Annotated in this window: 19 protein-coding genes; 15 read left to right on the forward strand and 4 right to left on the reverse strand. The window is 60.3% G+C overall.

Annotated elements, in window-relative coordinates; translation table 11 throughout:
* Positions 1-17 precede the first annotated feature (17 nt).
* From GDJ93_RS02225 to yihA, 5 genes are all read left to right on the forward strand, one after another.
* The gene (locus GDJ93_RS02225; protein ID WP_152067594.1) at positions 18-1,460 is read left to right on the forward strand and encodes a glycoside hydrolase family 32 protein; all 1,443 of its coding nucleotides are present in this window, start codon (positions 18-20) and stop codon (positions 1,458-1,460) included.
* Positions 1,461-1,736: 276 nt separating this feature from the next.
* Positions 1,737-2,591: a DegV family protein gene (locus GDJ93_RS02230; RefSeq protein ID WP_226812423.1), complete on the forward strand. Its 855-nt coding sequence runs from the start codon at positions 1,737-1,739 to the stop codon at positions 2,589-2,591.
* Positions 2,592-2,765: 174 nt separating this feature from the next.
* Positions 2,766-3,584: a pyruvate formate-lyase-activating protein gene (gene pflA / locus GDJ93_RS02235; RefSeq protein WP_152067596.1), complete on the forward strand. Its 819-nt coding sequence runs from the start codon at positions 2,766-2,768 to the stop codon at positions 3,582-3,584.
* Positions 3,585-3,710: 126 nt separating this feature from the next.
* Positions 3,711-4,451: a 5'-methylthioadenosine/S-adenosylhomocysteine nucleosidase gene (gene mtnN / locus GDJ93_RS02240; protein WP_152067597.1), complete on the forward strand. Its 741-nt coding sequence runs from the start codon at positions 3,711-3,713 to the stop codon at positions 4,449-4,451.
* Positions 4,452-4,490: 39 nt separating this feature from the next.
* Positions 4,491-5,081: a ribosome biogenesis GTP-binding protein YihA/YsxC gene (gene yihA / locus GDJ93_RS02245; RefSeq protein ID WP_089572350.1), complete on the forward strand. Its 591-nt coding sequence runs from the start codon at positions 4,491-4,493 to the stop codon at positions 5,079-5,081.
* Positions 5,082-5,340: 259 nt separating this feature from the next.
* On the opposite strand, the gene thrB is transcribed toward yihA, so the two are convergent.
* Together thrB and thrC are read right to left on the reverse strand one after the other, a co-directional pair.
* Positions 5,341-6,222, reverse strand: a complete 882-nt coding sequence (gene thrB, locus GDJ93_RS02250; RefSeq protein ID WP_006234874.1) for a homoserine kinase — start codon at positions 6,220-6,222, stop codon at positions 5,341-5,343.
* A gap of 204 nt (positions 6,223-6,426) precedes the next feature.
* Positions 6,427-7,944 (reverse strand): threonine synthase, encoded by a 1,518-nt coding sequence (gene thrC, locus GDJ93_RS02255; RefSeq protein WP_152067598.1) that lies wholly within the window; start codon positions 7,942-7,944, stop codon positions 6,427-6,429.
* A gap of 103 nt (positions 7,945-8,047) precedes the next feature.
* Here thrC and GDJ93_RS02260 point away from each other — a divergent pair, with 103 nt between their 5' ends.
* From GDJ93_RS02260 to GDJ93_RS02290, 7 genes are all read left to right on the forward strand, one after another.
* Complete coding sequence (locus GDJ93_RS02260) at positions 8,048-9,436, forward strand: aspartate kinase (RefSeq protein ID WP_152067599.1); 1,389 nt, start codon at positions 8,048-8,050, stop codon at positions 9,434-9,436.
* 173 nt (positions 9,437-9,609) lie between these two features.
* The gene (locus tag GDJ93_RS02265) at positions 9,610-10,635 is read left to right on the forward strand and encodes an aspartate-semialdehyde dehydrogenase (protein WP_035137626.1); all 1,026 of its coding nucleotides are present in this window, start codon (positions 9,610-9,612) and stop codon (positions 10,633-10,635) included.
* Between the two features lie 400 nt (positions 10,636-11,035).
* The gene (locus GDJ93_RS02270) at positions 11,036-11,614 is read left to right on the forward strand and encodes a methylated-DNA--[protein]-cysteine S-methyltransferase (protein WP_226812424.1); all 579 of its coding nucleotides are present in this window, start codon (positions 11,036-11,038) and stop codon (positions 11,612-11,614) included.
* 228 nt (positions 11,615-11,842) lie between these two features.
* Complete coding sequence (locus GDJ93_RS02275) at positions 11,843-12,526, forward strand: response regulator transcription factor (RefSeq protein WP_152067601.1); 684 nt, start codon at positions 11,843-11,845, stop codon at positions 12,524-12,526.
* A 2-nt stretch (positions 12,527-12,528) separates the two neighbouring features.
* Positions 12,529-13,896 carry a sensor histidine kinase gene (locus GDJ93_RS02280; RefSeq protein WP_152067602.1) on the forward strand — a complete coding sequence of 456 codons (1,368 nt, stop codon included), beginning with the start codon at positions 12,529-12,531 and terminating at the stop codon, positions 13,894-13,896.
* 85 nt (positions 13,897-13,981) lie between these two features.
* The gene (locus tag GDJ93_RS02285; protein ID WP_152067603.1) at positions 13,982-14,683 is read left to right on the forward strand and encodes an ABC transporter ATP-binding protein; all 702 of its coding nucleotides are present in this window, start codon (positions 13,982-13,984) and stop codon (positions 14,681-14,683) included.
* A 5-nt stretch (positions 14,684-14,688) separates the two neighbouring features.
* Positions 14,689-17,454: an FtsX-like permease family protein gene (locus GDJ93_RS02290; protein ID WP_226812425.1), complete on the forward strand. Its 2,766-nt coding sequence runs from the start codon at positions 14,689-14,691 to the stop codon at positions 17,452-17,454.
* A 541-nt stretch (positions 17,455-17,995) separates the two neighbouring features.
* Here the strand turns inward: GDJ93_RS02290 and GDJ93_RS02295 are convergent.
* The gene (locus GDJ93_RS02295; RefSeq protein ID WP_117821054.1) at positions 17,996-19,075 is read right to left on the reverse strand and encodes a 6-phosphofructokinase; all 1,080 of its coding nucleotides are present in this window, start codon (positions 19,073-19,075) and stop codon (positions 17,996-17,998) included.
* A 140-nt stretch (positions 19,076-19,215) separates the two neighbouring features.
* Positions 19,216-20,301: a carcinine hydrolase/isopenicillin-N N-acyltransferase family protein gene (locus GDJ93_RS02300; protein WP_152067604.1), complete on the reverse strand. Its 1,086-nt coding sequence runs from the start codon at positions 20,299-20,301 to the stop codon at positions 19,216-19,218.
* A gap of 161 nt (positions 20,302-20,462) precedes the next feature.
* On the opposite strand from GDJ93_RS02300, the gene GDJ93_RS02305 reads away from it, so the two are divergent.
* The 3 genes from GDJ93_RS02305 to GDJ93_RS02315 all read left to right on the forward strand — a co-directional run bounded on the left by GDJ93_RS02305 (position 20,463) and on the right by GDJ93_RS02315 (position 22,932).
* Complete coding sequence (locus tag GDJ93_RS02305; RefSeq protein ID WP_193221418.1) at positions 20,463-21,848, forward strand: M18 family aminopeptidase; 1,386 nt, start codon at positions 20,463-20,465, stop codon at positions 21,846-21,848.
* Positions 21,849-22,064: 216 nt separating this feature from the next.
* Positions 22,065-22,445: a hypothetical protein gene (locus GDJ93_RS02310; protein WP_152067605.1), complete on the forward strand. Its 381-nt coding sequence runs from the start codon at positions 22,065-22,067 to the stop codon at positions 22,443-22,445.
* Positions 22,438-22,932: a type II toxin-antitoxin system VapC family toxin gene (locus GDJ93_RS02315; RefSeq protein WP_152067606.1), complete on the forward strand. Its 495-nt coding sequence runs from the start codon at positions 22,438-22,440 to the stop codon at positions 22,930-22,932. The genes GDJ93_RS02310 and GDJ93_RS02315 overlap by 8 nt, the downstream gene beginning before the upstream one ends.
* Positions 22,933-23,117 lie beyond the last annotated feature (185 nt).

Raw genomic sequence — 23,117 nt, forward strand, 5'->3', positions numbered from 1 at the left:
CGAGAAAGTCAACGGCGATGTTTAATCAAAAAAATAAGGTGACACGCGCGGACTATGAGCAGTGGCGTGCCGGACAGGATGAGACGGCGGCTCGCATCGCGTCCGACCCCGATAGGCTTTTGTTCCATGTGGAGCCTGAGCTTGGCTGGCTCAACGACCCCAATGGTTTGGTTCAGATTGGTGATACGTATCACATCTATCATCAATACGATCCGTTCGATGCTGCGCATGGCGGTCCAGTGCTTTGGAACCATCTGACGACAAAGGATTTTGTGACGTACGAGAATCACGGTCCCGTGCTGTTCCCCGATTCCGATTTGGATTCGAGTGGAGCGTATTCTGGTTCTGCCTTTGTACGTGATGGCAAGATTCACTACTTCTATACCGGCAACGTTAAGCATTTTGACCGTGATGATTACGACTACGTGTTGACGGGCCGTGAGCAAAACCAGATTCATATGGTTGCCGAGAATCCCGACGAATTGGGCGAGAAGCGCATAGCTGTTGGGCCGGTCGATTACCCCGACGATATCGGTACGCACGTGCGCGATCCCAAGATCCTTGAACACGACGGTATCTACCACATGGTTCTGGGCGCTCGTACGAAAGACGACCGTGGCTGCGTGCTTGTCTATACCTCGCGCAATCTTGAGGACTGGAGCTATGCGACGCGCATTGAGTTGGGCGAGAAGTTTGGCTTTATGTGGGAGTGCCCCGATCTGTTTGAGCTCGATGGCGAGCTTATTCTCGTTTGCTGTCCGCAGGGTGTGCCTGCCGATGGTTGGCGTTACCGCAATCCGCATCAGTGCGTGTGGTTCCCCATCGAGGCCGATTGGGAGGCGCCGAGCTTTAAAATCGTCGGGAAGGGCATGCCCCCGATGGTCGATGCCGGTTTTGATTTCTATGCTCCGCAGTCCTTTGAGGATGCTGCAGGCCGGCGATTGATGATCGGATGGTCGGGTTGCCCCGATGCGACGGCGGAAAACCCGACGGTGGCGCGCGGGTGGCAGTGCGCGTTGACGGTGCCGCGAGAGCTGAGCATGCGCGATGGTAAGCTCTGCCAGCAGCCGGCGCACGAGATTGAGAGGATGCGCGGCGACTGCGTTCGCACGACAGGCGGTGAAACCGTTGAGGAGCCGGGCCGCCTGTTTGATCTCGTGGTTTCCTGTGAGGGCGCCAAGATGGTTGAGCTCGAGATTCGCAAGGGTGTCTTTGTGCGCTATGCGGACGGGATGCTTACCCTCGACATGGGTGACGAAGGCTATGGGCGCGACCAGAGGTCGATTGAGCTCGGCGAGCTTCGCGACCTGCGCGTGCTTTCGGACACTACGATGGTCGAGATTTTTGCCAACGGCGGTGAGGCGGCACTTACGAGCCGTACCTATTCGTCGGCGGTTCCGGCGATGGCGCTGCACGCCGAGGGTGCGGCGTCGATGGATTTCTACCGCCTCGCTCATTAACCGTGCATGGAGCACGATTGGACTTGTTGGGCGGAATGTGTCGCAGTTGCCGCGGCCAACTACCGTTTATCGCGTATAGCTACCGTTTGCGGAATAAGTAACACTCCTTAATAAACCGTGTAGAATCTCAGATAAGCACGGAGTTTTCCAGGGAGACGCTGTCCTTTGTTGTGTGCAAGGGGCGGCGTCTCTTTGGCGCTTGGACGCCGTTGTGCAACAGTGCGGCGGTGCGTGCCATGTATTGAAAAGCCAATGTCGAGATGGGTCGTGATATTAATGGGCAAGTACGTAATCGTGGTCGAGTCTGGGTCGGATGTGACGCCGGAGCTCTGCGAGCGCTACGGCATCGTGCGCGTGCCCATGCATGTCACGATTGGTGACGAGACCGTCGAGGACGGCTCGATCGATCCGCTTGAGATTTACTCGCGCTGCAACGAGTTTGGTGTGATGCCCAAGACCAGCGGCTGTGCGCCGGCAGATTTTGCGCACGTATATGACCGTATCCATGCCGAGCAGCCCGATGCGACCATTCTGCATCTTGCGTACTCCGAGGCCACGACCTGCTCGCATCAATCATCGAAGATCGCCGCCAAGGGTCGCGACTACGTCTACTCCATGGACACGCGCTTTGTCTCGGTGGGGCAGTCGCTCGTTGTCGTCGAGACCGCCAAATACATCGAGACTCACCCCAATGCCACCGTCGACGAGATCTTCGCCTTCGCGAACTCCGTCATGGACCGCGTGCTGCTGGGCTTTGTTCCTACGGACCTTGCCTTCCTTAAGGCGGGCGGTCGCTTGTCCAACGTCGCGTTCCTGGGCGCCCATCTGCTCAAGATTAAGCCCTGCATTGAGGTGACGGGCGGTAAGTTCGTGGCGACCAAGAAGTTCCGCGGTTCTATGCTCAAGTGCGCCCGCGCCTTCATTGACCACATGGTTGCGAAGGGCGAGATTGACTACTCGCACATTGGCCTGGCGTATTCGGTGGGCCTTTCCCAGGAGCTGCGCGATGACATGGAAGTCTATGCGCATGACCTGGGCTTTAAGGACGTTACCTGGACTCAAGTCGGCGGCGTCATCTCGAGCCATTGCGGCCCGACCGCCTTCGGTGCGGTGCTCACGCTTAAGGCGTAAAGGCCGCAGGCGAGCGTTCTTCAGCCTGACATCTCGACGTAGACCCCAGCCATGGTGATGGGGGATAGATTAAAACGTGCCGTTCTAGTCTGAGACGTTTAAACGCAAACGCATGGGCTAGAATGGCTCTGGCATTTTAATTGGTTGCATCCAAGGAGAGGCAAGGTAGCGCGAATGGCAGAAATGACGCTTGAGGGTGTGGACGCTCGTCCCGAGGACTCTGCGTTTGCCCTTGGCCGCGTGCATTCGATCGAGACGATGGGAACGGTCGACGGACCCGGCATCCGCTTTGTGGTGTTTGTTCAGGGCTGTCCCATGCGCTGCGCGTATTGCCACAATCCCGATACCTGGTCGGTCAACGGCGGCACCATGGTGACCGTCGAACACCTGATGGATGAGTTCCAGAGTAACCACGAGTTCTATCGCAGCGGTGGAATTACGGTGTCCGGCGGCGAGCCGCTCCTGCAGCCCGAGTTTTTGGCCGACCTGTTCCGTGCAATGCACAACAACCCCGATGGCCGCGTGCATACCTGCCTTGACAGCTGCGGGTATGCGTTTGATCCCGGCCATCCCGAGAAGTTTGATGCCGTGCTCAACGAGACCGACATGGTGCTGCTCGACATCAAACATGCCGATCCGGCTGAGCATAAAAAGCTGACCGGCTGCGATCCTGCACGTATCCTGGCGTTTGGCGATGAGCTTGCCCGTCGCAAGATCAAGGTCGTTATCCGCCACGTGGTTGTGCCGGGCATTACCGACACGGTGGAGGAGTGCGAGAAGCTCGGTCGCCTCATCGCTCCATGGCACAACGTGGTGGGCCTGGAAATGCTGCCGTATCACACGATGGGTGTCGTCAAGTACGAGCAACTGGGCATTCCCTATAAGCTCGAGGGCGTGCCCCAGATGGATACCGCGCGCATGCCCGAGCTGCGCAATGCCGTTATGACCGGCATGAAAAAGCGCCGTGCGGAGCTCAGGTCGGCCATCGGCTAACAAGCTATTTTTGCCCCTTTATGATACCCGAGCTGTACTGACTTAACGGCTTGGTGCTGACGCGGCTGAGCCAAAATGCTGGTACCATACCGTGGATAAGCAATTTGCACGGATTTGGGGGATGGCATGGCAACCATCGCGATCATAGGCGCACTCGAAAAAGAGGTTGCGCAGATTAAGGAAGAGCTGAGCGGCGCGCATGAGTCGCAGGAGGCGGGCTTGACCGTTGTGAACGGTGGGCTTTCGGGTCTGACGGTAGTCGCCACGACGGCAGGCATGGGGACCGTGAACGCCGCTGCCGCAACGCAGCATCTCATCAGCAAATACGCCCCGCAGGCCGTTGTGTTTTCGGGTATTGCGGGCGGCCTAAACCCTAAACTCCATATTAACGACGTGGTTATAGGCAAGTGCCTGCGCTATCTGGATACCGATACGGCACTCATCGCCGAGTCCGCGCCGGGGCTCGAGGAGTTTGCCTCGACGCCGGCGTTGGTTGATGTTGCCGCCGCCGTGCTTGCCGAGCATGGATTTGTGGATACCTCGGCGGATGAGAATTCTGCGGAGAAGGACCCCAAGCAGTTCCTGTGTGGCACTATCGCCACGGGTGACCGCTTTGTTACGGGTGACGCCATGCGTAACGCTGCGATTGAGGCCACGCATGCCGATTGCGTCGAGATGGAGGGTGCGGCAATTGCGCACATCGCGGCCAAGAATGGTGTCGATTGCCTAGTGCTGCGCGCTATCAGCGATAATTGTGACGAGGCATATGACGCGTTTTGCGAGCGCGAGTTCGATCTGGATGAGTACGCTCGCACCGCGAGCGGCATCACGCTTGACATCGTTCGTAGTATCGCCGCCGCGCAATAGCACGCCCGTTTTGTAAAAACCTACGACCAAGGAGTGTCCATGGCCGATTCAATTAACTACCAGCTTGCCAAGTTCGTCGCCAGCTACGGCAAGGTTTCGCAGATTCCCGAGTCCACCTGCCCTGAGGTGAGCTTCGTCGGCCGCTCCAACGTGGGCAAGTCCTCCATCATGAACAAGCTATTTGGCCGCAAGAACCTGGTCAAGGTTTCAAGCACGCCGGGCAAGACGAGCAACATCAATTTCTTCGAGGCCGACGACGTGCACTTTGTGGACCTGCCGGGCTACGGTTTCGCCCGTCGTTCCAAGGCCGAGCGCGACCGCTGGGCTGAGCTTATCGGCGACTTCTTTGACTCCGAGCGCAGCTTTAACCTGGTCGTATCGCTGGTGGATATTCGTCACGACCCCAGTAAGCTCGACCATGACATGATCGACTACCTGCAGGGCAACGAGTTCAACTTTATCGTCTGCCTCACCAAGGCCGACAAACTCAGCCGTACCCAACAGGCCCGCCAGGCGGCCGCTATCAAAAAGCAGCTCAACGTCCCGGCCGAGAACGTAATCATCACAAGCTCCCAGACCGGCGTGGGCATCGACGAACTCAAGCGCCGCATCGCCGAGGCCTGCCTCTAGTAAGGGCTCCAGCCTAGCAAGAGCCCCTATCAATAAAGGGCCATATATTTCAGCCCGGCGCCCCTTCAAAGCGTGGGTCCCTGTAGACATCCTCAGCAAGGTAGGCGCAGGGACGGTCGGGATGTTCCCTCAAAATCATTCCGCAGCGTGAAGGCCCCTTGTCCGTCGCTCCGTAGGAGCAGGGCAAGGGGCCTTCATGCGCGAGGACGATTTTGAGGGAACATCCCGACCGTCCCGGACAGGTATATGAGGAGGATGTCTACAGGTATTCGATCTGGGCGCCTTCCGTGTCGCACGTGAGGATATGCGTGTCGCACTTGGGGAACTGTTCGCGCAGCTTGACCTGCAGGAATTTTGCCACGATGGTGTCGTCGGTCACCGCCATAAGGGTCGAGCCGGAGCCACTGATCCAGATGGTCTTGGCGCCTCCGTTAAGGCAGGTGTCGCGCACGGCGTTGTAGTCGGGGATGAGGCGGCGGCGATAGGGCTCCTGGATGCGGTCGTCGTTGGCGGCGGCAATCAGGTCAAGGTCGCCGGTCTCCAGGCCGCGCGTCATGCCGGCGATGCGGCCCATTTGCCATACGGCGGTGGAGAGTGGAATCTCTTGTGGCACAACCTTGCGGGCCTCGCTCGTATGCACCTCGTAGGGCGGAATCACGGTAATAAAACGCAGGCGATCGCTCACCTCGTAGCGCAGGCACTGGGGGAGCGAATCAGTCGGCGTAAAGGAGCAGACGGCGCCGCCCAGGATGGCGGGGGCGACGTTATCGGGATGGCCCTCGACCTCGGTGGCGATGCGGACGAGCTCGGCGCGGTCGACGGTGTGGCCCGTCAGCGCGGCGGCCGCCATAATGCCGGCGACGACGCAGGTGGAGCTGGAACCCAGGCCGCGAGCGACGGGCACGTCGGTTTGAATGTCGATGGCAACGGGGAAAGCCGGCTCGCCCCACGCGGCCAGAGCATCGACAAAGCTCACATAGACCAGGTTATTCTCGTTTTGGAACTCCTCGGGGCAGCCCGTGATGGTGAGCTTGTCGGCGCGCTCGAAGGTGAAGTGCGAGTAGAGGCTGACGGCCATGCCGAGGGTGTCGTAGCCGATGCCTAGGTTGGCGCTGGTTGCTGGGACGGTGATTTTGATCATGTGGGTCCTCCTGAGCGGGTCTGGCCGTTTAGTTCGCTGCTCGGGCAGTCCTACGCAAGACGGAAAGCACATTAAGTGCTTTCCTTTGCGTGCGGAACTCGCGACGAACTAAACAGCCAGGCACGCTGTGCGCGTTCGTCACCATCCCGGGGGTTATCTGATGAAAGAAGGTGCGCCGGCTTTCGCCGGCGCTTAATAAGGGATCTAGTTGGTGCTCATTCGTTTTGCTGCAGACTCGACGTAGCTTGCCATCTCATCGACGTCGCAGACGTCTTCGAAGCGGACGGGTTTGGATTCGAGTTCGGCGAGCTGGGTCGGGGCGACCGTGTTGGTGGCCTGCTCGAGTACACGCATGGCCTCAAAATCATCCTCGGGAACGTCGAGGCCCAGGGCGTCGCAGCAGGCGCGCGGGAACTTGTAGGGGCTGGCGGTCGAAAGCAGCACGCGGGCCTTGGCGCCCTCGGCGGGAGCGACCTGCTCAAAGACGTGATAGCCGCAAGCAGTATGCGGATCGATCACGTAGCCATTTGCGTCCCAGCAGCTCTTGATGGCAGCGCGGACCTCGTCCTCGCTGGCCCAACCGCAGCCAAAGACGCTCTGAATCTTTGCCAGCAGGTCGGCGGGAACCTCGTAGCGACCAGTCTGTGCCAGCTGCTCCATGAGGCCGGCAACGAGCTCGCAGTCGCCGTCGGACAGGAAGTACAGCATGCGCTCAAGGTTGGAGCTAATAAGGATGTCCATCGACGGCGAGATGGTCGTGAAGAACGGGCGGTTACGGTCGTAAACGCCGGTGGTCAGGAAGTCGGCAAGCACGTTGTTCTTGTCGCTCGCGACGATGAGCTTGGCGACGGGCAGACCCATACGCTTGGCATAGTAGCCGGCCAGGATATCGCCAAAGTTGCCGGTCGGGACGCAGAACTCCACGGCGTCGCCGGCCTCGATGACGCCGGCGCGCAGCAGCTGCGCATAGGCGGCAAAGTAGTAGACGACCTGCGGTACCAGGCGACCGACATTGATGGAGTTGGCGCTCGAAAGCACCGTGCCGGCGGCCTCCAGACGCTCGGCAAGCTCCTTATCGGCAAAGATGCGCTTGACGGCGCTCTGAGCGTCGTCAAAGTTGCCGCGGATGCCGCAGACGGCGACGTTGTCGCCCTCCTGCGTGGACATCTGCAGGTTCTGGACGCGGCTGACCTTGCCCTCGGGATAAAAGACGGTGATGCCCGTGCCCGGAGCGTCGGCAAAACCGGCGAGCGCGGCCTTGCCGGTGTCGCCCGACGTGGCGGTGACAATCATAATGCGCTCGGCACCGCCGTCCTTGGCGGAAGTGCGGGCCATGAGGCGGGGGAGCATCTGCAGGGCGACGTCCTTGAAGGCGCTTGTGGGGCCGCCAAAGAGCTCCATCACATAGGTCTGAGGGGCGTCAGCGCCCGGCGCAGCGTCGAGTTTGACGAGCGGCGTAACCTCTTCACTCGCGAACGTGCCGCGGTATGCCTCGTCGACACACGCCGAAATTTCTTCGGCCGTGTAATCATTCAGTAACATTCCCAACACATCTTGAGCGATTTCAAAGTACGATTTATCTGCAAGCGAGCTGATATCGACCTGCTGGGTGCCGAGCTCGTCCGAGACAAACAAACCCCCGTCGGGAGCGATGCCGGTACGGATTGCCACCTTACTTGAGCACGATAAAGTGCGTCCTCGTGTACTATGATAAGTTCCCATATAACACTGCTCCTCGGATGCCTTGGTCCCAATCGGTGAAACCATGGTATCAGAGCGCGCAAAACAGGTTTGCAGAGGCTTTTAGAAAGGTAACCTCAAGCCCATGATTAAGATTGCCAAGTTTGGCGGCTCGTCGGTCGCCGACGCCGAACACTTCAAGAAGATCAAGGCCATCGTCGATGCCGACCCTGCCCGCCGTTTTGTGGTGGTTTCCGCCTGCGGCCGCCGCTTTAAGGGCGACACCAAGGTGACCGACCTGCTCTACCTGGTTAACGCGCATGTTAAGTATCACGTGTCGTGTGAGGAGCTGCTCGAGGACATTGGCCAGCGCTATTTTGATATCGCTGACGAGTTGGAGCTCACCTATCCCATCCGCGAGGAGTTTGCGGCCTTTGCCGAGCGCGCCCGCTCGGGCGGCTACTCTACCGAGGAGCTCGTGAGCCGCGGCGAGTACTTCACCGCTCGCCTGATGGCCGAGTACCTGGACCTGCCGTTCCTGGACGCCGCGACGGTTGTGGCGTTCCATCACGACGGTACGCTCAGCATGAATCGCACCTCCGAGCTGGTGCAGGAGTACGGTCAGCAGGGCGGCTTTGTTATGCCCGGTTTCTACGGCGCGACGCGTGAGGGCCAGATTAAGCTGCTCGACCGTGGCGGCGGCGATATTTCCGGCTCGATTCTGGCCAAGTGCCTGGGCGCCGATCTGTACGAGAACTGGACCGACGTCTCGGGTTTCTATTCTGCCGATCCGCGTATTGTTCCCGAGGCCCAGCCCATTGCGCGCGTTACCTACGAGGAGCTGCGCGAGCTTTCGTACATGGGCGCAAGCGTCCTGCACGAGGAGGCCGTGTTCCCCGTGCGCGAGGCGGGTATTCCGCTGGTCATCAAGAACACCAATGCGCCGCAGGACCCCGGCACCATCATTAGCGAGACGGCTGATGAGGGCGAGGCAGAGCCCATCATTACCGGCGTGACCGGCAAGCGCGGTTTTGTCGCCATTAACGTGGCCCGCGACCGCACCAAGCCGCGCGTCGGCTTTATGCGCCGCGCGCTTTCGGTCTTCGAGCGCTATGACGTTTCCGTCGAGCACATGCCCACCGGCGTCGACCGCTTTGGCGCCGTGGTGCAGGAGCAGGATGTGCACGATTCGCTGTACTCGCTCGTGGGCGACATTCAGCAGGAGGTCGAGCCGCTCGAGATCGAGGTTGTCGAGGGCCTGGCGCTCATCGCGACCGTCGGCCGTAACCTGCGCGGCCGCGCAGGTATCTCGGGCCACCTGTTTGGCATGCTCGGCCAGGCTGGCGTGAGCGTGCGCATGATTTCGCAGAGCTGCGACGAGATCAACATCATCATCGGCGTCGAGGAGAAGGACTTTGACCTGGCGATTCAGACCATCTACCGTGCCTTCTCCGACGAAAACGGCATTGTGAAGGTCTCCGACCTGGAGGCTCCCGCGCCGGTCGATCCCGCTCTGGCCGCGCTCAAAAAGTAGCGACTGCTCGGTAGATTTTTGGGTCATGTCTCAAAAAACTACGGCGGGGCGTTTCGTTTCGGTTTCGTTTCGACGGGGCGGGTTTCGTGCCCGCCCCGTTCTTGTATACACTGGCAACAATAATCGGCCTGCTCGGCGTGCGGGCAAAAGCCACAACCTTTAAAGGGGGAAGCATGAAACAGTACACGGTTGCTATTTTGGGCGCGACGGGAGCCGTGGGCACCCAGATGCTCGAGTGCCTCAACGAGCAGGAGTTTCCGGTCGGTAAGCTCAAGCTGCTGGCGAGCGCGCGCTCTGCGGGCAAGACCGTTGAGTTCCGCGGCGAGCAGGTTGTGATTGAAGAGGCTTGCCCCGAGGCCTTTGAGGGCTGCGACATCGTGCTCGGCGCTGCCGGCGACGATATCGCCAAGGAGCTGCTGCCCGAGGCCGTCAAGCGCGGCGCCGTCGTGGTCGACAACAGCCACGCCTTCCGCATGGATCCCGAGGTGCCGCTGGTCGTGCCCGAGATCAATGCCGACGATATCAAATGGCATCACGGCCTTATTGCCAATCCCAACTGCGCGACCATCATCGGCCTGGTTCCCACGTGGCCGCTGCATCAGCTTGCCGGCGTGAAGCGCATGATCGTCTCGACGTATCAGGCGGCTTCTGGTGCCGGTGCTCCCGGTATGGCCGAGCTCGAAGCGCAGCTTGCCGCCCTGGGCCGTGGCGAGGAGATTCCCGAGCCGCGCGCTTTTGCCGCCCAGCTGGCGAGCAACCTGATTCCGCAGATTGGCGGCGTCAAGGAGGAGGGCTTTACCTCCGAGGAGATGAAGCTGCAAAACGAGGGCCGCAAGATTATGCACCTGCCCGAGCTGCGCGTGAACTGCACCTGCGTGCGCGTGCCCGTGCTGCGTTCGCACTCCGAGAGCATTACGCTCGAGTTTGAGCGCGATATTACGGTCGAGGAGGCCCGTGCTGCGCTGGCTGCCGCTCCCGGCGTCAAGCTGGTTGACGATATGGCTGCCGAGGATGCACACGACCGCTTCCCCATGCCGATGGACACCTCCGACCAGGATCTGATTTGGGTCGGTCGCGTGCGCCGCGACATCTCGAACCCCGAGGCTGCGCGCGGCATCACTTTCTGGTGCTGCGGCGACCAAATCCGTAAGGGCGCGGCAACCAACGCCGTCCAGATCGCCAAGCTGCTCTGCGAGTAGTGTGACTTGTCCGGCGGGGGCCGGGCTTAGTTTTCAGAACGTCCTCGACCATGTGCGGCGCCTTGTCCTGCTCCTTCGGAGCCGCGGACAAGGCGCCGCACTGGTCTGCGGAGTGTTCTGAAAACCAAGCCCGGCCCCCGCCTGCGATGACGCTGCTGCGAGCGGCCTGCGATGGGGCCGTTGTTGGTTGGGGCCGCTGGGCTGATGAGGCACGTGGCCGTTGCGGGCCCTGATCCCGGCGGCGGCCTCGGCGCTTTGCGCCTGCCGCCTTGGGGGACTGCGGAGCGCGGCCGGCAGCTGCGGCGCGTTCGCGCCTGCTGCCTAGGGTGACTTTGGGGTCGATTGGGGTTGTCTGCACAATTCGCGGTATTATGTTGCGGAGTTTTGAAAGGAGCCGCTGGTGGTCACGACGACGTTTGCTTCGCCTTTGGGCGAAATCTTGCTTGCCGCTGATGGCCGCGGTCTGACGGGACTTTGGTTTGAGGGGCAGGAGCATTTTGGCTCCACGCTTCTCCGGGAAGACTCCGAACATGTTGAAGGCGCCGACGCGGTTTCCGGTACCGATGGCATGTCGTCGGTGAATCCCGCAAATGGTGCGGCCTCCTCGGTGCTCGAGCGTTCTTGGGCTTGGCTGAATGCTTATTTTGCGGGGCAGGAGCCTCGGTTTACGCCGCCGTTGCATTTGATTGGCACGGCGTTTCAGCGTGAAGTTTGGTACGAGCTGCTTTCTATTCCGCGTGGCGAGGTCGCCACGTATGGCGAGATTGCCCAGCGTGTTGCGGCTCGACATCGTGTGCCGGGAAATGAGGCGCCCGTTGTGTCTCCCCGTGCCGTGGGGGCCGCGGTCGCGCGTAATCCCATTTCGATTATTGTGCCGTGCCATCGCGTGGTTGCCGCCGATGGTTCGCTCAACGGATATGCCGGCGGCCTCGACCGCAAGGAGCGGCTGCTGCGGCTTGAGGGCGCGTACGAGGAGTAACACTCGAGCGCTTTGCATAACTAGGACGCCGTGAAAGGACGAGTCACTGTCCCTTCGCGCTCGGCATGCGTCAAAGCGCTCGACACGTGCGCCTTAAGTTTGGCTAAGCCCTATCCAGCGTTTTTAGAAACGTGCAGGTTGAGCAGCTAAGGCTGCGCTAAGGCGGCTGGCGGTGCGCTATCATCGGCAATATCGAAATCTGTATAGCCGCGCGCCAAAGGAACAACTATGAAGCTGATGCTTGCCGAGGACGAACCCGGCCTCTCCCGTGCCCTTACCGCGATTCTTCAACATAGCGACTACGAGGTCGACACCGCCCTCGACGGTCTGACGGCGCTCGAATATCTGCTCGCCAACGACTATGACGCCGCAATCCTGGACATCATGATGCCCGGCATGGATGGCATTGAGGTGCTCAGGCGCACACGCGCCGCCGGTAAGCGTCTGCCCATCATCATGCTCACGGCAAAAAGCGAGGTGTCCGATAAGGTCGAGGGCCTGGATGCCGGTGCCAACGATTATCTGACCAAGCCGTTTGCCGCCAAGGAGCTGCTTGCGCGTATTCGTGCCATGACGCGTGCCGCGACGGCAATTGACGCCACGACGCTCAGCGTGGGCAACGTGCGTCTCGACACGGCATCGTGCACGCTCGTTGGCCCTTTGGGCGAGGAGCACCTGGCCAATCGTGAGTTTCAGCTTATGGAGCTCTTTATGCGCAACGCCGGCACGCGCATGCCCACCGAGCGTCTGATGCTCGAAGTTTGGGGTGAGGATGCGCCCGAAGGCGCCAACGTGGTGTGGGTCTACATCTCGTATCTGCGCAAAAAGCTGACGGCGCTTGGTGCCAACGTTGCGATTCGTGCATCGCGCAACCAGGGCTATTCGCTCGAGGCTGTTGAGGAGGGCGAATAGGCGTGAGCGCGAGTGCGTGGTGGAAGCGCACGACGGCAAAACTCGGCATGGGCGCGGACTCGGGTAATCCGGGGCGCGCCGATGCTGCCAGTGCAATGGGACGTCGCCTGCGTCGTAAGTTCATCCTGGTTGCCATGGGTGCCGTGACCGCCGTGCTTACGCTTATCATCGCCGGCATCAATATCGTCAACTACTCGCATGTCTGCAAGATGGCCGACGCTCGTCTGGACTATATCTTGGCGGGCAAGGACGGCATCGATTGGACGGATGAGCCTAAAGTCGATCCCGCCAATGGCAAGGATGCCGGCGACAGCCAGGCGGGCGTTCGCACCAGACACTTCGAAGGTATGACGGCGGAGTCTCCCTTCGACACGCGCTACTTTACGGTGACGATTGACGCTGGACAGGTTGCTGATGTCAACACGGCCCGCATTGCCGCGGTGGGTGCCAAGCGCGCCGCCAGTATTGCCGCAAAGTTGTATTCCAAGGGTTGGGTCTCGGGTTTTTCTGGCAATTATCGCTATACGACTGACGTTCAAGACGATGAGACCACCTATGTGTTTGTGGACTGCTCGCGCGAGCTTGCAAGCTTTTATTCGTTTTTGAGCGCGAGTGTGGCGATCAGTTGCATTGGCTGGCTGGCGGTGCTGGCAATTGTGGCGGGTGCCTCGGGCACGGTGATTCGACCGATGGTCGAGAGCTACAGCAAGCAAAAGCGCTTTATTACCGACGCGAGCCACGAGATCAAGACGCCGCTGGCTGTGATTGACGCCGCCAACGAGGTACAAGAGATCGAGAGCGGCGAGAGCGAGTGGACGCAGAGCATTCACGAGCAGGTCGCGCGGCTGACGGCGCTGACGGAGCGTCTGGTGTTTCTGGCGCGTATGGACGAGGGCTCGGCGGGCTTTACCATGACATCGATCGATTTTTCGGAGGCGGTGGACAAGGCGGCGGCGCCGTTTGAGTCGGTGGCGGTTGCGCGCGGCAAGCGGCTGGCGACGTCGATCGCGAGCGGCGTGCGAGCCCATGCCGATGCCGCGGCAGTGGCGCAGGTTGTTGAGTTGCTGCTGGACAACGCCACGCGCTACGCGAGTGAGGGCAGCGTGATCGAGCTAAGCCTGTGTGCAGCCTCGCGCGGTCAGGGTAAGGGCGCCGTCGAACTTGTCGTATCGAACGCCGTGGACGAGCTGCCCGAAGGCGACCTGGACCGATTGTTCGACCGCTTTTATCGTGCGGATGTGTCGCGCAGCTCCAAGACAGGTGGCTCGGGCGTGGGCCTATCCGTGGTGCGAGCTATCGCCGAGGCCCATGGCGGGAGCGCTTCTGTCTGCGGCCACGGCAACCAGATCACCTTCACCGTCCGCCTCTAAAACCTACCAAAATAAACCTGTCCCTTTTTGGTCGGTGCGAAATGGGTAATACTAAGGAGTTATCCGACCAGATGGGAATTAATCGATGGCTTATATCGAATTCAAAGACGTCATCAAGGCGTACGGCGAGGGCGATGCCCGCATTCACGCGCTCGACGGCGCGAGCTTTACCGTTGAGCGCGGCGAGCTCGCCATTATCCTGGGCGCCTCGGGTGCCGGCAAGACTACGGCGCTCAACATCCTGGGTGGCATGGATACGGTAACCTCCGGCACTGTGACGGTGGACGGGCGCGACGTGAGCTCCGCCAACGAGGCGCAGCTCGTGGAATACCGCCGTGCCGACGTCGGTTTTGTCTTCCAGTTCTACAATCTGGTCCCCAACCTGACGGCGCTCGAAAATGTCGAGCTTGCGGCGCAGATTTGCCCCGATTCGCACGATGCCGAGCAAACGCTTCGTCAGGTTGGCCTGGGCGACCGTCTTGCTAACTTTCCGGCGCAGCTTTCGGGCGGCGAGCAGCAGCGTGTGTCCATCGCCCGCGCGCTGGCCAAGAACCCCAAGCTGCTCCTGTGCGACGAGCCCACGGGCGCACTCGACTACAAAACCGGCAAGCAGATCTTGCAGCTGCTGCAGGACACCTGTCGCAAGCAGGGCATCACGGTCATCATCATCACCCATAACTCCGCGCTGGCGCCCATGGCCGATCGCCTGATCCGCTTTAAGAGCGGCCGCGTGGAGAGCGAGACGGTCCAGCAAAATCCCGTGCCTATCGAGACGATCGAGTGGTAGCGCCCATGGACCAAGATCGCCAAAACAGCCGAAACCGCGATACGGAGCACGCAGACCGCGACTGGGAGTTCGCGACCTACCGCACTGCTCAAAGCTCAAACGATATGGTCCCGACGATTTTTCGCCGTGGCATTTACCGCACAATCCGAGGCAGTCTTAAGCGCTTCTTGTCAATCGTGGTCATCACCGCGCTTGGCGTGAGCGTGATGTGCGGCCTTAAGGCGGGCTGCGAGGATCTGCGCGATTCGGTTGACGCCTACTTTGACCAGCAGAGTGTCTATGACATTAACGTGCAGTCGACCTATGGCTTTACGCGCGACGATCTTTCGGCTATCCAAGAGGTCGACGGCGTCGAGACGGCTGAGGGTATCTACACCGAGACCGCCTACACCGCCGTGGGCACAACGCGCGAGCGAGTGGTCGTGCAAAGTCTCTCCAAGGAGAACATCGATCAGCCGGTGCTCGTGAACGGCGATTTGCCCGAGAGCGCCGATGAGGTCGCGGTGACTTCGAAGTTCCTGAAGGCTTCGGGCAAAAAGCTCGGCGATACAGTGAGTTTTGCCGCCAATGACGCAAGTTCATCGAACCAAAGCGCCAAGGATCAGTTTGCCGCGGGCGATTACACCATTACGGCCGAGGTCCTCGATCCCACTGATGTGAGCTCCGACTCGACAGTCAACGCCTTTCGCGCTGCTTCGGCGGCGGACTATAAGTTCTATGTGAGCGAGGACGCCGCGACATCTTCTTCCTACTCCGCGGTCCACGTGATCGTCGAGGGAGCCAAGAGCCTCAACTCCTATTCCGATGCCTACGCGGCAAAGATCAACAAGGTCAAGGACAATATCGAGAAGATCCGCGAGGAGCGTGAGAAGGCGCGCGCTAAGGAGCTGACAGTCGACACGCCGGCAAGCTTAGATGCGGCTGAGCGCCAGGCGAATATGCTCTTTGGGATTGAACAGGGCAACATCAACCGCATGGCAGAGGGCAGTGAGGAGCGCGTGCAAGCGCAGGCCGACCTGGACCAGCGTCGCGCCGCCGCCGACCAGCAGTTTGCCGATGCCCGCGCCGAGCTCTCTGACCTGGGCGAATGCACCTGGTACATCCAGGACCGCGGCAATATCGCAAGTTACTCGAGCGTGGAGAGCGATAGCTCGTCAATTGAAGCCATCGCCACGGTGTTCCCTTTCATCTTCTTTATCGTCGCCGTGCTCATCAGCCTCACTACCGCCACGCGTATGGTCGAGGAGGAGCGCACGCTCATTGGCCTGTACAAGGCGCTCGGCTACTCGCGCGAGCGCATCCTGTCCAAATACGTGGACTATGCGCTGTGGGCGTGCCTGATCGGCGGCGTGCTCGGCAATATCATCGGATTTGTGGGCCTGCCGCTGTTCCTGTTTACGGTGTTCGACGACATGTACTCGCTGCCCCAGATGCTGCTTTCGTACGATATCGTGTCGTCGCTCGTGTCGGTGGCGCTGTTTGCCGTGGGCGTGGTGGGCGCCACGATTATTGCCTGCCGCCACGAGATGGCCGAGACCCCAGCCTCGCTCATGCGCCCCAAGGCCCCGCGCGCCGGCTCGCGTATCTTGCTCGAGCGCATCGGCTTTATCTGGCGCCGCATGGGCTTTTTGAACAAGGTGGCAGCACGTAACCTGTTCCGCTACAAAAAGCGCGCCTTTATGACCATCTTTGGCATCGCGGGCTGTACGGCGCTTGTGATTTGCGGCATGGGCATTCGTGATACGTCGGTCGCGCTTTCGCCCAAGCAGTACGGGCATATCACGCGCTATGACCTGCTGGCGGTTGCCAATCCCGACGATTTTTCGCAGACGTGCGCGGCGCTCGACGAGCGAAGCGCAGCCAAGGATTCCGACGTGACCGTGACTTCGACGCTGCCGATTATGACCGACAACGTCACCTTTACATTTGGCGGCAAGAGCGAGACCGTGCAGCTGATCGTGGTGCCCGATGACCGCACGAACGACCTGGACGACTACGTGCGTCTCGAGGATGAGTCCAAAGAGCCTCTATCTTTGCGCGACGGAGATGTGTATCTGAGCAAGAGTTCACAGCTGGTACTGGGGATTCAACCGGGCGATACGGCACACGTCCAGGATTCGTCGCTCAACGTAGCCAAGGTCAAAGTCAGCGACATTTCGCTCAACTATCTGGGCAACACGCTTTACATGACGCAGGGCACCTATGAGCGCGCGTTCGGTCGAAGCGCGCGCCTTAACGGCGTCTTTGTGCTGCTTAAGGGCTCGTCGGCCGATCAGATTGCGTTTAGCAAGAAGCTTAAGAGCGACGGTTGGCTCACCATCTCGAGCACGGCTGAACATTGGCAGAACTTCGAGGCGAACTTCACTATCATCAATTCCGTCGTGGTGCTCGTGACCTTTATGGCGGCGTGCCTATCGTTTGTGGTGGTGTTTACGCTGTCCAACACGAATATCTCCGAGCGCGAGCGCGAGCTGGCGACCATCAAGGTGCTGGGCTTCCGCCGTGGCGAGGTGCACCACTACGTCAACAAGGAGACGTTGATCCTCACGGCGATCGGCGCTGCGCTGGGCGTGCCGCTGGGCGGCTTGCTGGCCGAGAGCTTTACCTACATTTTGCAGATGCCGTCGCTGTACTTTGACGTCGAGGTCGAGCCACTGAGCTACGTGCTCGCCGTGCTGCTGGCCTTTGGCTTTACGTTTATCGTCAACCTCGCCACCAATCGTACCCTCAACAAGATCGACATGGTCGGCGCCCTCAAGAGCGCCGAGTAACCTGTCCTGGGATTCAAGTTCTAGCGAGCTGCCGACGCGCCCGCAGCAGTATTTTTGCATAAACCGCTCCGCCAAATGCATACTTTGACGGGGCGGTTGCTTTTTGCCCACAGGTACCCCAGGGGGCGCCGTGCAAATTCCGGAGTATTCAGCGTCCCGGGGTCCGCGGGCGCGGGGGCGGGTGCACAAAACCGCGCTGAAAGCCCCGATTCTGAGTCCCAACGCCTCTAGAGCCGCTCGTTTTTTTACAGGATGCGGCTCATGGTGCCTGCCTTTCGCCCAAAATCCAGTATGCAGGCACCCTCGGCTGCTGAATACTCCCAAAAATGCACGCCGCATCCTACCCCAGGCACCCGCAGCAAGAAGACGAATAGCCATGGCCTCCTTAGTTACCGCAGGAGGCCCCAGGGCTTACCTCCCAAATCTTTCCGCAGGACGGAAGGATCCCGCCGCGCGAAGCGCACGGCGGGATCCTGACATGTCCGAGGACGATTTGGGAGGTAAGCCCTGGGGCCTCCGATGAGAGCAGTTCCAGCCGAGGCTATTCGTCGCCGAAGCTGATGCCCAACGCCTTGGCCTCACGCACCAGATCGCTCTGGGGGTCGACATACTTGAGCTTGCCGGCGACATCCTCGAGCGGCATGTGGCACATCTTGCCGTCGCGCAGGGCAATCATGTAGCCAAACTCGCCGCGCAGGCAGCCAAGCGCGGCCTCGACGCCGCACTGGGTCGCAAAGATGCGGTCCTGGGCGTCGGGCTGGCCGCCGCGCTGCGTGTGACCGGGGATGGCGACGCGGGTCTCGCGACCGGTCTTGGCCTCAATCTCCTTGGCGATGTCGTAGACAATCGACGGGCTCGTGCGCTCGGCGAGCTTCTTCTTGTACTCCTTCTTGGACAGCGCCGCGTCCTCCTTGGAGATAGCGCCCTCGGCGACGGCCACGATGGTAAAGCGGCTGCCGGTTTCCATGCGATGCTCAATGGTCTTGATGACCTGGTCCATGTCGTAGGGAATCTCGGGAATCAAGATGACATCCGCGCCGCCCGCGACGCCGGCGTACAGCGGGATCCAGCCAACCTTGTGGCCCATGATCTCGATAACAAACACGCGGCCGTGACTCGAGGCGGTAGTGTGGATGTCGTCGATGCACTTGGTGGCGACGTCGATGGCGCTCGTAAAGCCAAACGTCAGCTCGGTGCCCCAGGTGTCGTTATCGATGGTCTTGGGCAGCGCGATAACGTTGAGGCCCTCTTCGCGCAGGCGGTTGGCGGTCTTGGTGGAGCCGTTACCGCCCAGCATAAACAGGCAGTCGAGCTGCAGCTTATGATAGGTGTGGACCATCGCCGGCACCTTCTCGACACCATCGGCCTCGGGGGTATCCAGACGCTTGAACGGTGTGCGGCTCGTGCCCAGGATGGTGCCGCCGCGGGTGAGGATGCCGCTAAAATCGGCGGGCGTCATGACGCGGAACCTGCTGTAGATAAGGCCCTGATAGCCGTCCTCAAAGCCATAAATCTCGATAGGCTCTTCGCTATTGGTCATAAGCGTTTTGACGATGCCGCGCATGGTGGCGTTGAGCGCCTGGCAGTCGCCGCCACTGGTAAGAAGACCGATCCTGAGCATGATGAATCCTTCCGGGCAAGTTATAACATGCGCATAAGTTTACCCCCGCACACTGTTGATACGGGGGTAAAACGTGTTAGCTCAAATGTATGGAAATGTAAGCAACGTCAGGCCAGCGTAAGGACGACGGTGCCAGCTCCTTACAGCGCGAAGGCATCGATGTCGCCCCAGTGGCGGCGCAGCGTGATGGCGGCAGCGGGCTCGGTGTTGTCAAAGACGACCGACCACTGCGTGTTGCTGGTGATGTCTTCCGGATTGGGCTCTTGCGCCGCAGCGCGTAGGGCCTTCCAAGCGACTGCCTCGTTCTGGGCACCGACATGGGCGTCAAGGACATCGGCGATTGCGACGGCGCGCTCTTTACCATGGCCCAGCTCGCCATTCTTTTGGTTGGGCAGCACTTCGTCGCCATAGCAGGCATAGAAGTTCGTAACCTGGCGTACAGGAGTCGCTTTGAAAGCGCGGTCCGGATCGCGCGGATCCCACTCTACTACGCGCGCGTCACCGGCGGCGTCGTTGATAAAGAAGTGGTAATCGCGTCCTGCCATAGCGTGCATGTCGTAGGCGGAAAGCAGGTCGACAGCTTCTTGCGTGGTGGCGGCACGGTCGAGCACCAGGCGGATGGCGAGCGAGGTATTGATGGCGGGGCGTTGCGTGTCCTGGTCACAGGGCTTGGAATCCAGGGTGAGTACGGCAATGGACACGCCGCATTCGTTAACACCGTCGAGCTGGGCAAACGGGCCCATCAACGCCGCGGCGCGTCCGGTGATGGAGTCAAGCGGAGTGTTGGCGCCCAGGTTATTGAGGGCGGCAAACCCGATGGAAGCATAGCCGCCGCGTGGGTGATTGCGCACCAGCAGCGCCGAGGTGTCGTCCTTAAAGTCGTAATTGCGACCGGTGCGCACGCGGCCTTCGGCATCTACGGCGACAAAAGCGCTGCAGGCAAACTGGGGCGCCTGGACATGTACCGGCACACCGGGCAGCACCTGCGCCACCACGGCATCGATGTAGGCCTGGTCGTCGCGCACGCCAGCGGCGATGATGCGATCAAGATCGTAGTCGTAGGCGATGTCGATTGCGTACAGGTCATAGCCATCCGCGTAGCCGGTCAAGCGTTTGAGCGACGCGGCGGACTTGATTTGCTTGTGATAAACGATACCGGTGGCAGCGGCAAGGCCGACGGCGACTCCCGCGACACCGCAGGCGATGGCAATGTTGCGTGGCTTCATGACGGTTCCTCTCGTCCTGTTAGCGTAATTGTCGCAAAAGGTGCACGGGCATGATAGCTCAACTTGGTGAGCGGTGCGGGATTAAACACGGAATGAAGAGTGCAGCGCTGGCGCGGCGGGGTATGCTGGAAGGGACCATCAACCCAGCGAAAGGGGAGAGCATGACGGATCAGGAAACGCCCGAGCGCGCGCATGTGACGGCCGATGATATCGAGGCCGCCAACGACCTTATCGACTTTATCGAGGCGTGCCCCAGCATGTTCCATACGGCGGCGACCATTATGGCCGAGCTCGACGAGGCGGGCTTTACCTACCTGCCCGAGAACGCGGCGTGGGATATCGAGCCGGGCGGGCGTTATTACACGCAGCGTAATACCTCGAGCGTTGTTGCCTTTAAGGTGGGCGAGGACCTGGCCGCAACCTGGGGCGAGGACGGCGTTGCCGGCGACTATCATTTTCAGCTCACGGCGTCGCACAGCGATTCGCCGACGTTTAAGGTCAAGGCCGTGCCCGAACTCGACGGTGCGGGCGAGACGCTGCGCCTGAACACCGAGGCCTACGGCGGCATGATCGACTACACCTGGTTCGATCGCCCGCTGGCGCTCGCGGGCCGCGTGCTGGTGCGCGAGGGCGACCGTATCGAGAGCCGCCTGCTTGCCACCGAGCGCGAGGTCGCTATCATTCCGAGCCTTGCCATCCATATGAATCGTGGCGTTAACGAGGGCTTTGCGCCCAACCGCGCCGTCGACCTGTGCCCGCTCATCAGCGCCGGTGATCTTAAGCAGGGCGACTTTGATGCTCTGATCGCCGACGAGCTGGACGTTGAGCCCGAGCAGATTCTGGGCCGCGATCTGTTCCTGGTCAATCGTCAGGATGCGCGCATTTGGGGCTGGGCCGACGAGTTTATCTCGACGCCCAAGCTTGACGACCTGGCCTGCGCCTACACCTCGCTGCAGGCATTTTTGGGTGCCGAGAACGCGCACGACGTTTCGGTCTTTTGCTGCTTTGATAACGAGGAGGTTGGTTCCGAGACCAAGCAGGGTGCCATGTCGACGTTCTTGGCCGACGCGCTGCGCCGCATTAACGGATCGCTGGGCTTTGACGACGAGTCGTACCATCGCGCGCTTGCCGCCTCGATGCTCGTGAGCTGCGACAATGCACATGCCGTGCACCCCAACCACGCCGAGAAGTGCGACGCCCGCAATCAGGTTGTGCTCAACGGCGGCATCGTCATCAAGGAAGCCGCCAACCAGCACTACTGCACCGATGCCTTTAGCCGCGCGGTGTTCCAGGCCATCTGCGATGACGCCGACGTGCCAACGCAGGCTTTCGCCAACAAGAGCGATATGGCCGGTGGCTCCACGCTCGGCAATCTTTCCAATATGCAGGCGAGCATGCATGCTGTGGACGTGGGCCTGCCGCAGCTTGCCATGCACTCGAGCTACGAGACCGGCGGCGTGCGCGACGTGATGTACGCCATCCGCGCCCTCACGGCCTTCTACGAGCGCAACCTCAACATCAACGGCGCCGAAAGCGTGGAGCTCTAAAACCTACCAAAAAGGGACAGGTTCATTTTGGCAGGTTTTATCTGGACGAATGCAAAGGGTGAAACCGAACTAGATCGGTGATACGTAGCCGCCGAGGTGCAGTGTGCCTCGGCGGCTTTTTGTGTACAGAGTACGGCTAATGCTTATAAATGCTATACATGCTTTACGTATCTACCATAGAGTTTTATGATGATTATAAAGTATTAAGGAGAGGTCATGACCACAACAGCCGCTCAGATCAACGTACGTCTCGATGCCGATCTTAAAAGGAGTGGGGACGCCGCTCTCTCCAGGGCCGGTATGACGCCGAGCCAGGCGGTGCGAGCGCTCTGGCGGCTTGCAGCGTCGCTGGCTGATCGGCCCGGCGCGCTCCAGGACATCCTTTCGCCCGGTCGTGCCCGGGCGGAACAGCGCGAGCGAGAGAAAGCCGCCAAGCACAAGCTCGAACTTATCGACCAAGGTTCGCAACTGTTCGCTGCTGTTTGCCGCGAGTCGGGAATTGACTTGGCTAAGGTGCAGCCCTCGGATAATGAAGAGCTCAAACGGAACGCCTATGCGGATCGCTATGGCGAGGAGATGAGCTGGCTCTATGAGTGAGAATCCAAAACGCATCTTGGTTGACACCAACGTGTGGCTCGATTACTTCATTCCCCAGCGACGCGGTCGTTCGGCGGCGATTGAGTTTCTACGTGATGCATGTGCGGCTCAGGTTGATTTGCTGTATGCGGCGACATCGTCCAAAGACCTGTTCTATTTGATTTCGAGCGAACATAAGGCGTGGTATCGGCGCGAGCACGGTTCGCTGTCTCAAGATGCCGCTTCGGCGGCGACATCACTCGCATGGGATTGTCTTGATGTGTTGTCGCAACTTGCTACGCCCGTGCCCTGCGACCTGAGCGACATATGGATGGCGAGTAAGCAGCGTAAGCTCCATAGCGATTACGAAGACGATTTAATCATCGCGGCAGCGATGCGCGCAAAGGCAGACCTTCTGGTCACCAACGATGTCAAGCTCTGCTCGCACGCACCAGTCGCCGCAATGAGCGTAGAAGACGCAAGAAACTATCTAACAACGCTCAAATAGAGTTGAGGTACTGCAGGTAGGGTCAACATCGGCGAAACCTTGCAGGTTGAGCGAAAGTCAGACACTATGACCCAATCCGAGGGCACTAAAAAGATAGGAGCCCCCGCTCGTGACCGCGGGTCGGGGCTGCGACAATGATGTTGAAGTGCCATAGGCGCAGCCGCGCCGCAACGAGGTTGGGAGGC

It is taken from the genome of Collinsella aerofaciens (genome assembly GCF_902501475.1).
GTDB lineage: Bacteria > Actinomycetota > Coriobacteriia > Coriobacteriales > Coriobacteriaceae > Collinsella > Collinsella aerofaciens_AL.

Excerpts from the sequence above, each read along its gene's own strand:
- GDJ93_RS02230 (WP_226812423.1), top strand. The coding sequence starts at position 1,737 with ATGGGCAAGTACGTAATCGTGGTCGAGTCTGGGTCGGATGTGACGCCG.
- thrC (WP_152067598.1), bottom strand. The coding sequence starts at position 7,944 with ATGGGAACTTATCATAGTACACGAGGACGCACTTTATCGTGCTCAAGT.
- GDJ93_RS02295 (WP_117821054.1), bottom strand. The coding sequence starts at position 19,075 with ATGCTCAGGATCGGTCTTCTTACCAGTGGCGGCGACTGCCAGGCGCTC.
- GDJ93_RS02275 (WP_152067601.1), top strand. The coding sequence starts at position 11,843 with ATGAAGCTGATGCTTGCCGAGGACGAACCCGGCCTCTCCCGTGCCCTT.
- GDJ93_RS02305 (WP_193221418.1), top strand. The coding sequence starts at position 20,463 with ATGACGGATCAGGAAACGCCCGAGCGCGCGCATGTGACGGCCGATGAT.
- pflA (WP_152067596.1), top strand. The coding sequence starts at position 2,766 with ATGGCAGAAATGACGCTTGAGGGTGTGGACGCTCGTCCCGAGGACTCT.
- yihA (WP_089572350.1), top strand. The coding sequence starts at position 4,491 with ATGGCCGATTCAATTAACTACCAGCTTGCCAAGTTCGTCGCCAGCTAC.
- GDJ93_RS02290 (WP_226812425.1), top strand. The coding sequence starts at position 14,689 with ATGGACCAAGATCGCCAAAACAGCCGAAACCGCGATACGGAGCACGCA.
- thrB (WP_006234874.1), bottom strand. The coding sequence starts at position 6,222 with ATGATCAAAATCACCGTCCCAGCAACCAGCGCCAACCTAGGCATCGGC.
- mtnN (WP_152067597.1), top strand. The coding sequence starts at position 3,711 with ATGGCAACCATCGCGATCATAGGCGCACTCGAAAAAGAGGTTGCGCAG.
- GDJ93_RS02285 (WP_152067603.1), top strand. The coding sequence starts at position 13,982 with ATGGCTTATATCGAATTCAAAGACGTCATCAAGGCGTACGGCGAGGGC.
- GDJ93_RS02265 (WP_035137626.1), top strand. The coding sequence starts at position 9,610 with ATGAAACAGTACACGGTTGCTATTTTGGGCGCGACGGGAGCCGTGGGC.
- GDJ93_RS02310 (WP_152067605.1), top strand. The coding sequence starts at position 22,065 with ATGACCACAACAGCCGCTCAGATCAACGTACGTCTCGATGCCGATCTT.
- GDJ93_RS02300 (WP_152067604.1), bottom strand. The coding sequence starts at position 20,301 with ATGAAGCCACGCAACATTGCCATCGCCTGCGGTGTCGCGGGAGTCGCC.
- GDJ93_RS02315 (WP_152067606.1), top strand. The coding sequence starts at position 22,438 with ATGAGTGAGAATCCAAAACGCATCTTGGTTGACACCAACGTGTGGCTC.
- GDJ93_RS02260 (WP_152067599.1), top strand. The coding sequence starts at position 8,048 with ATGATTAAGATTGCCAAGTTTGGCGGCTCGTCGGTCGCCGACGCCGAA.
- GDJ93_RS02225 (WP_152067594.1), top strand. The coding sequence starts at position 18 with ATGTTTAATCAAAAAAATAAGGTGACACGCGCGGACTATGAGCAGTGG.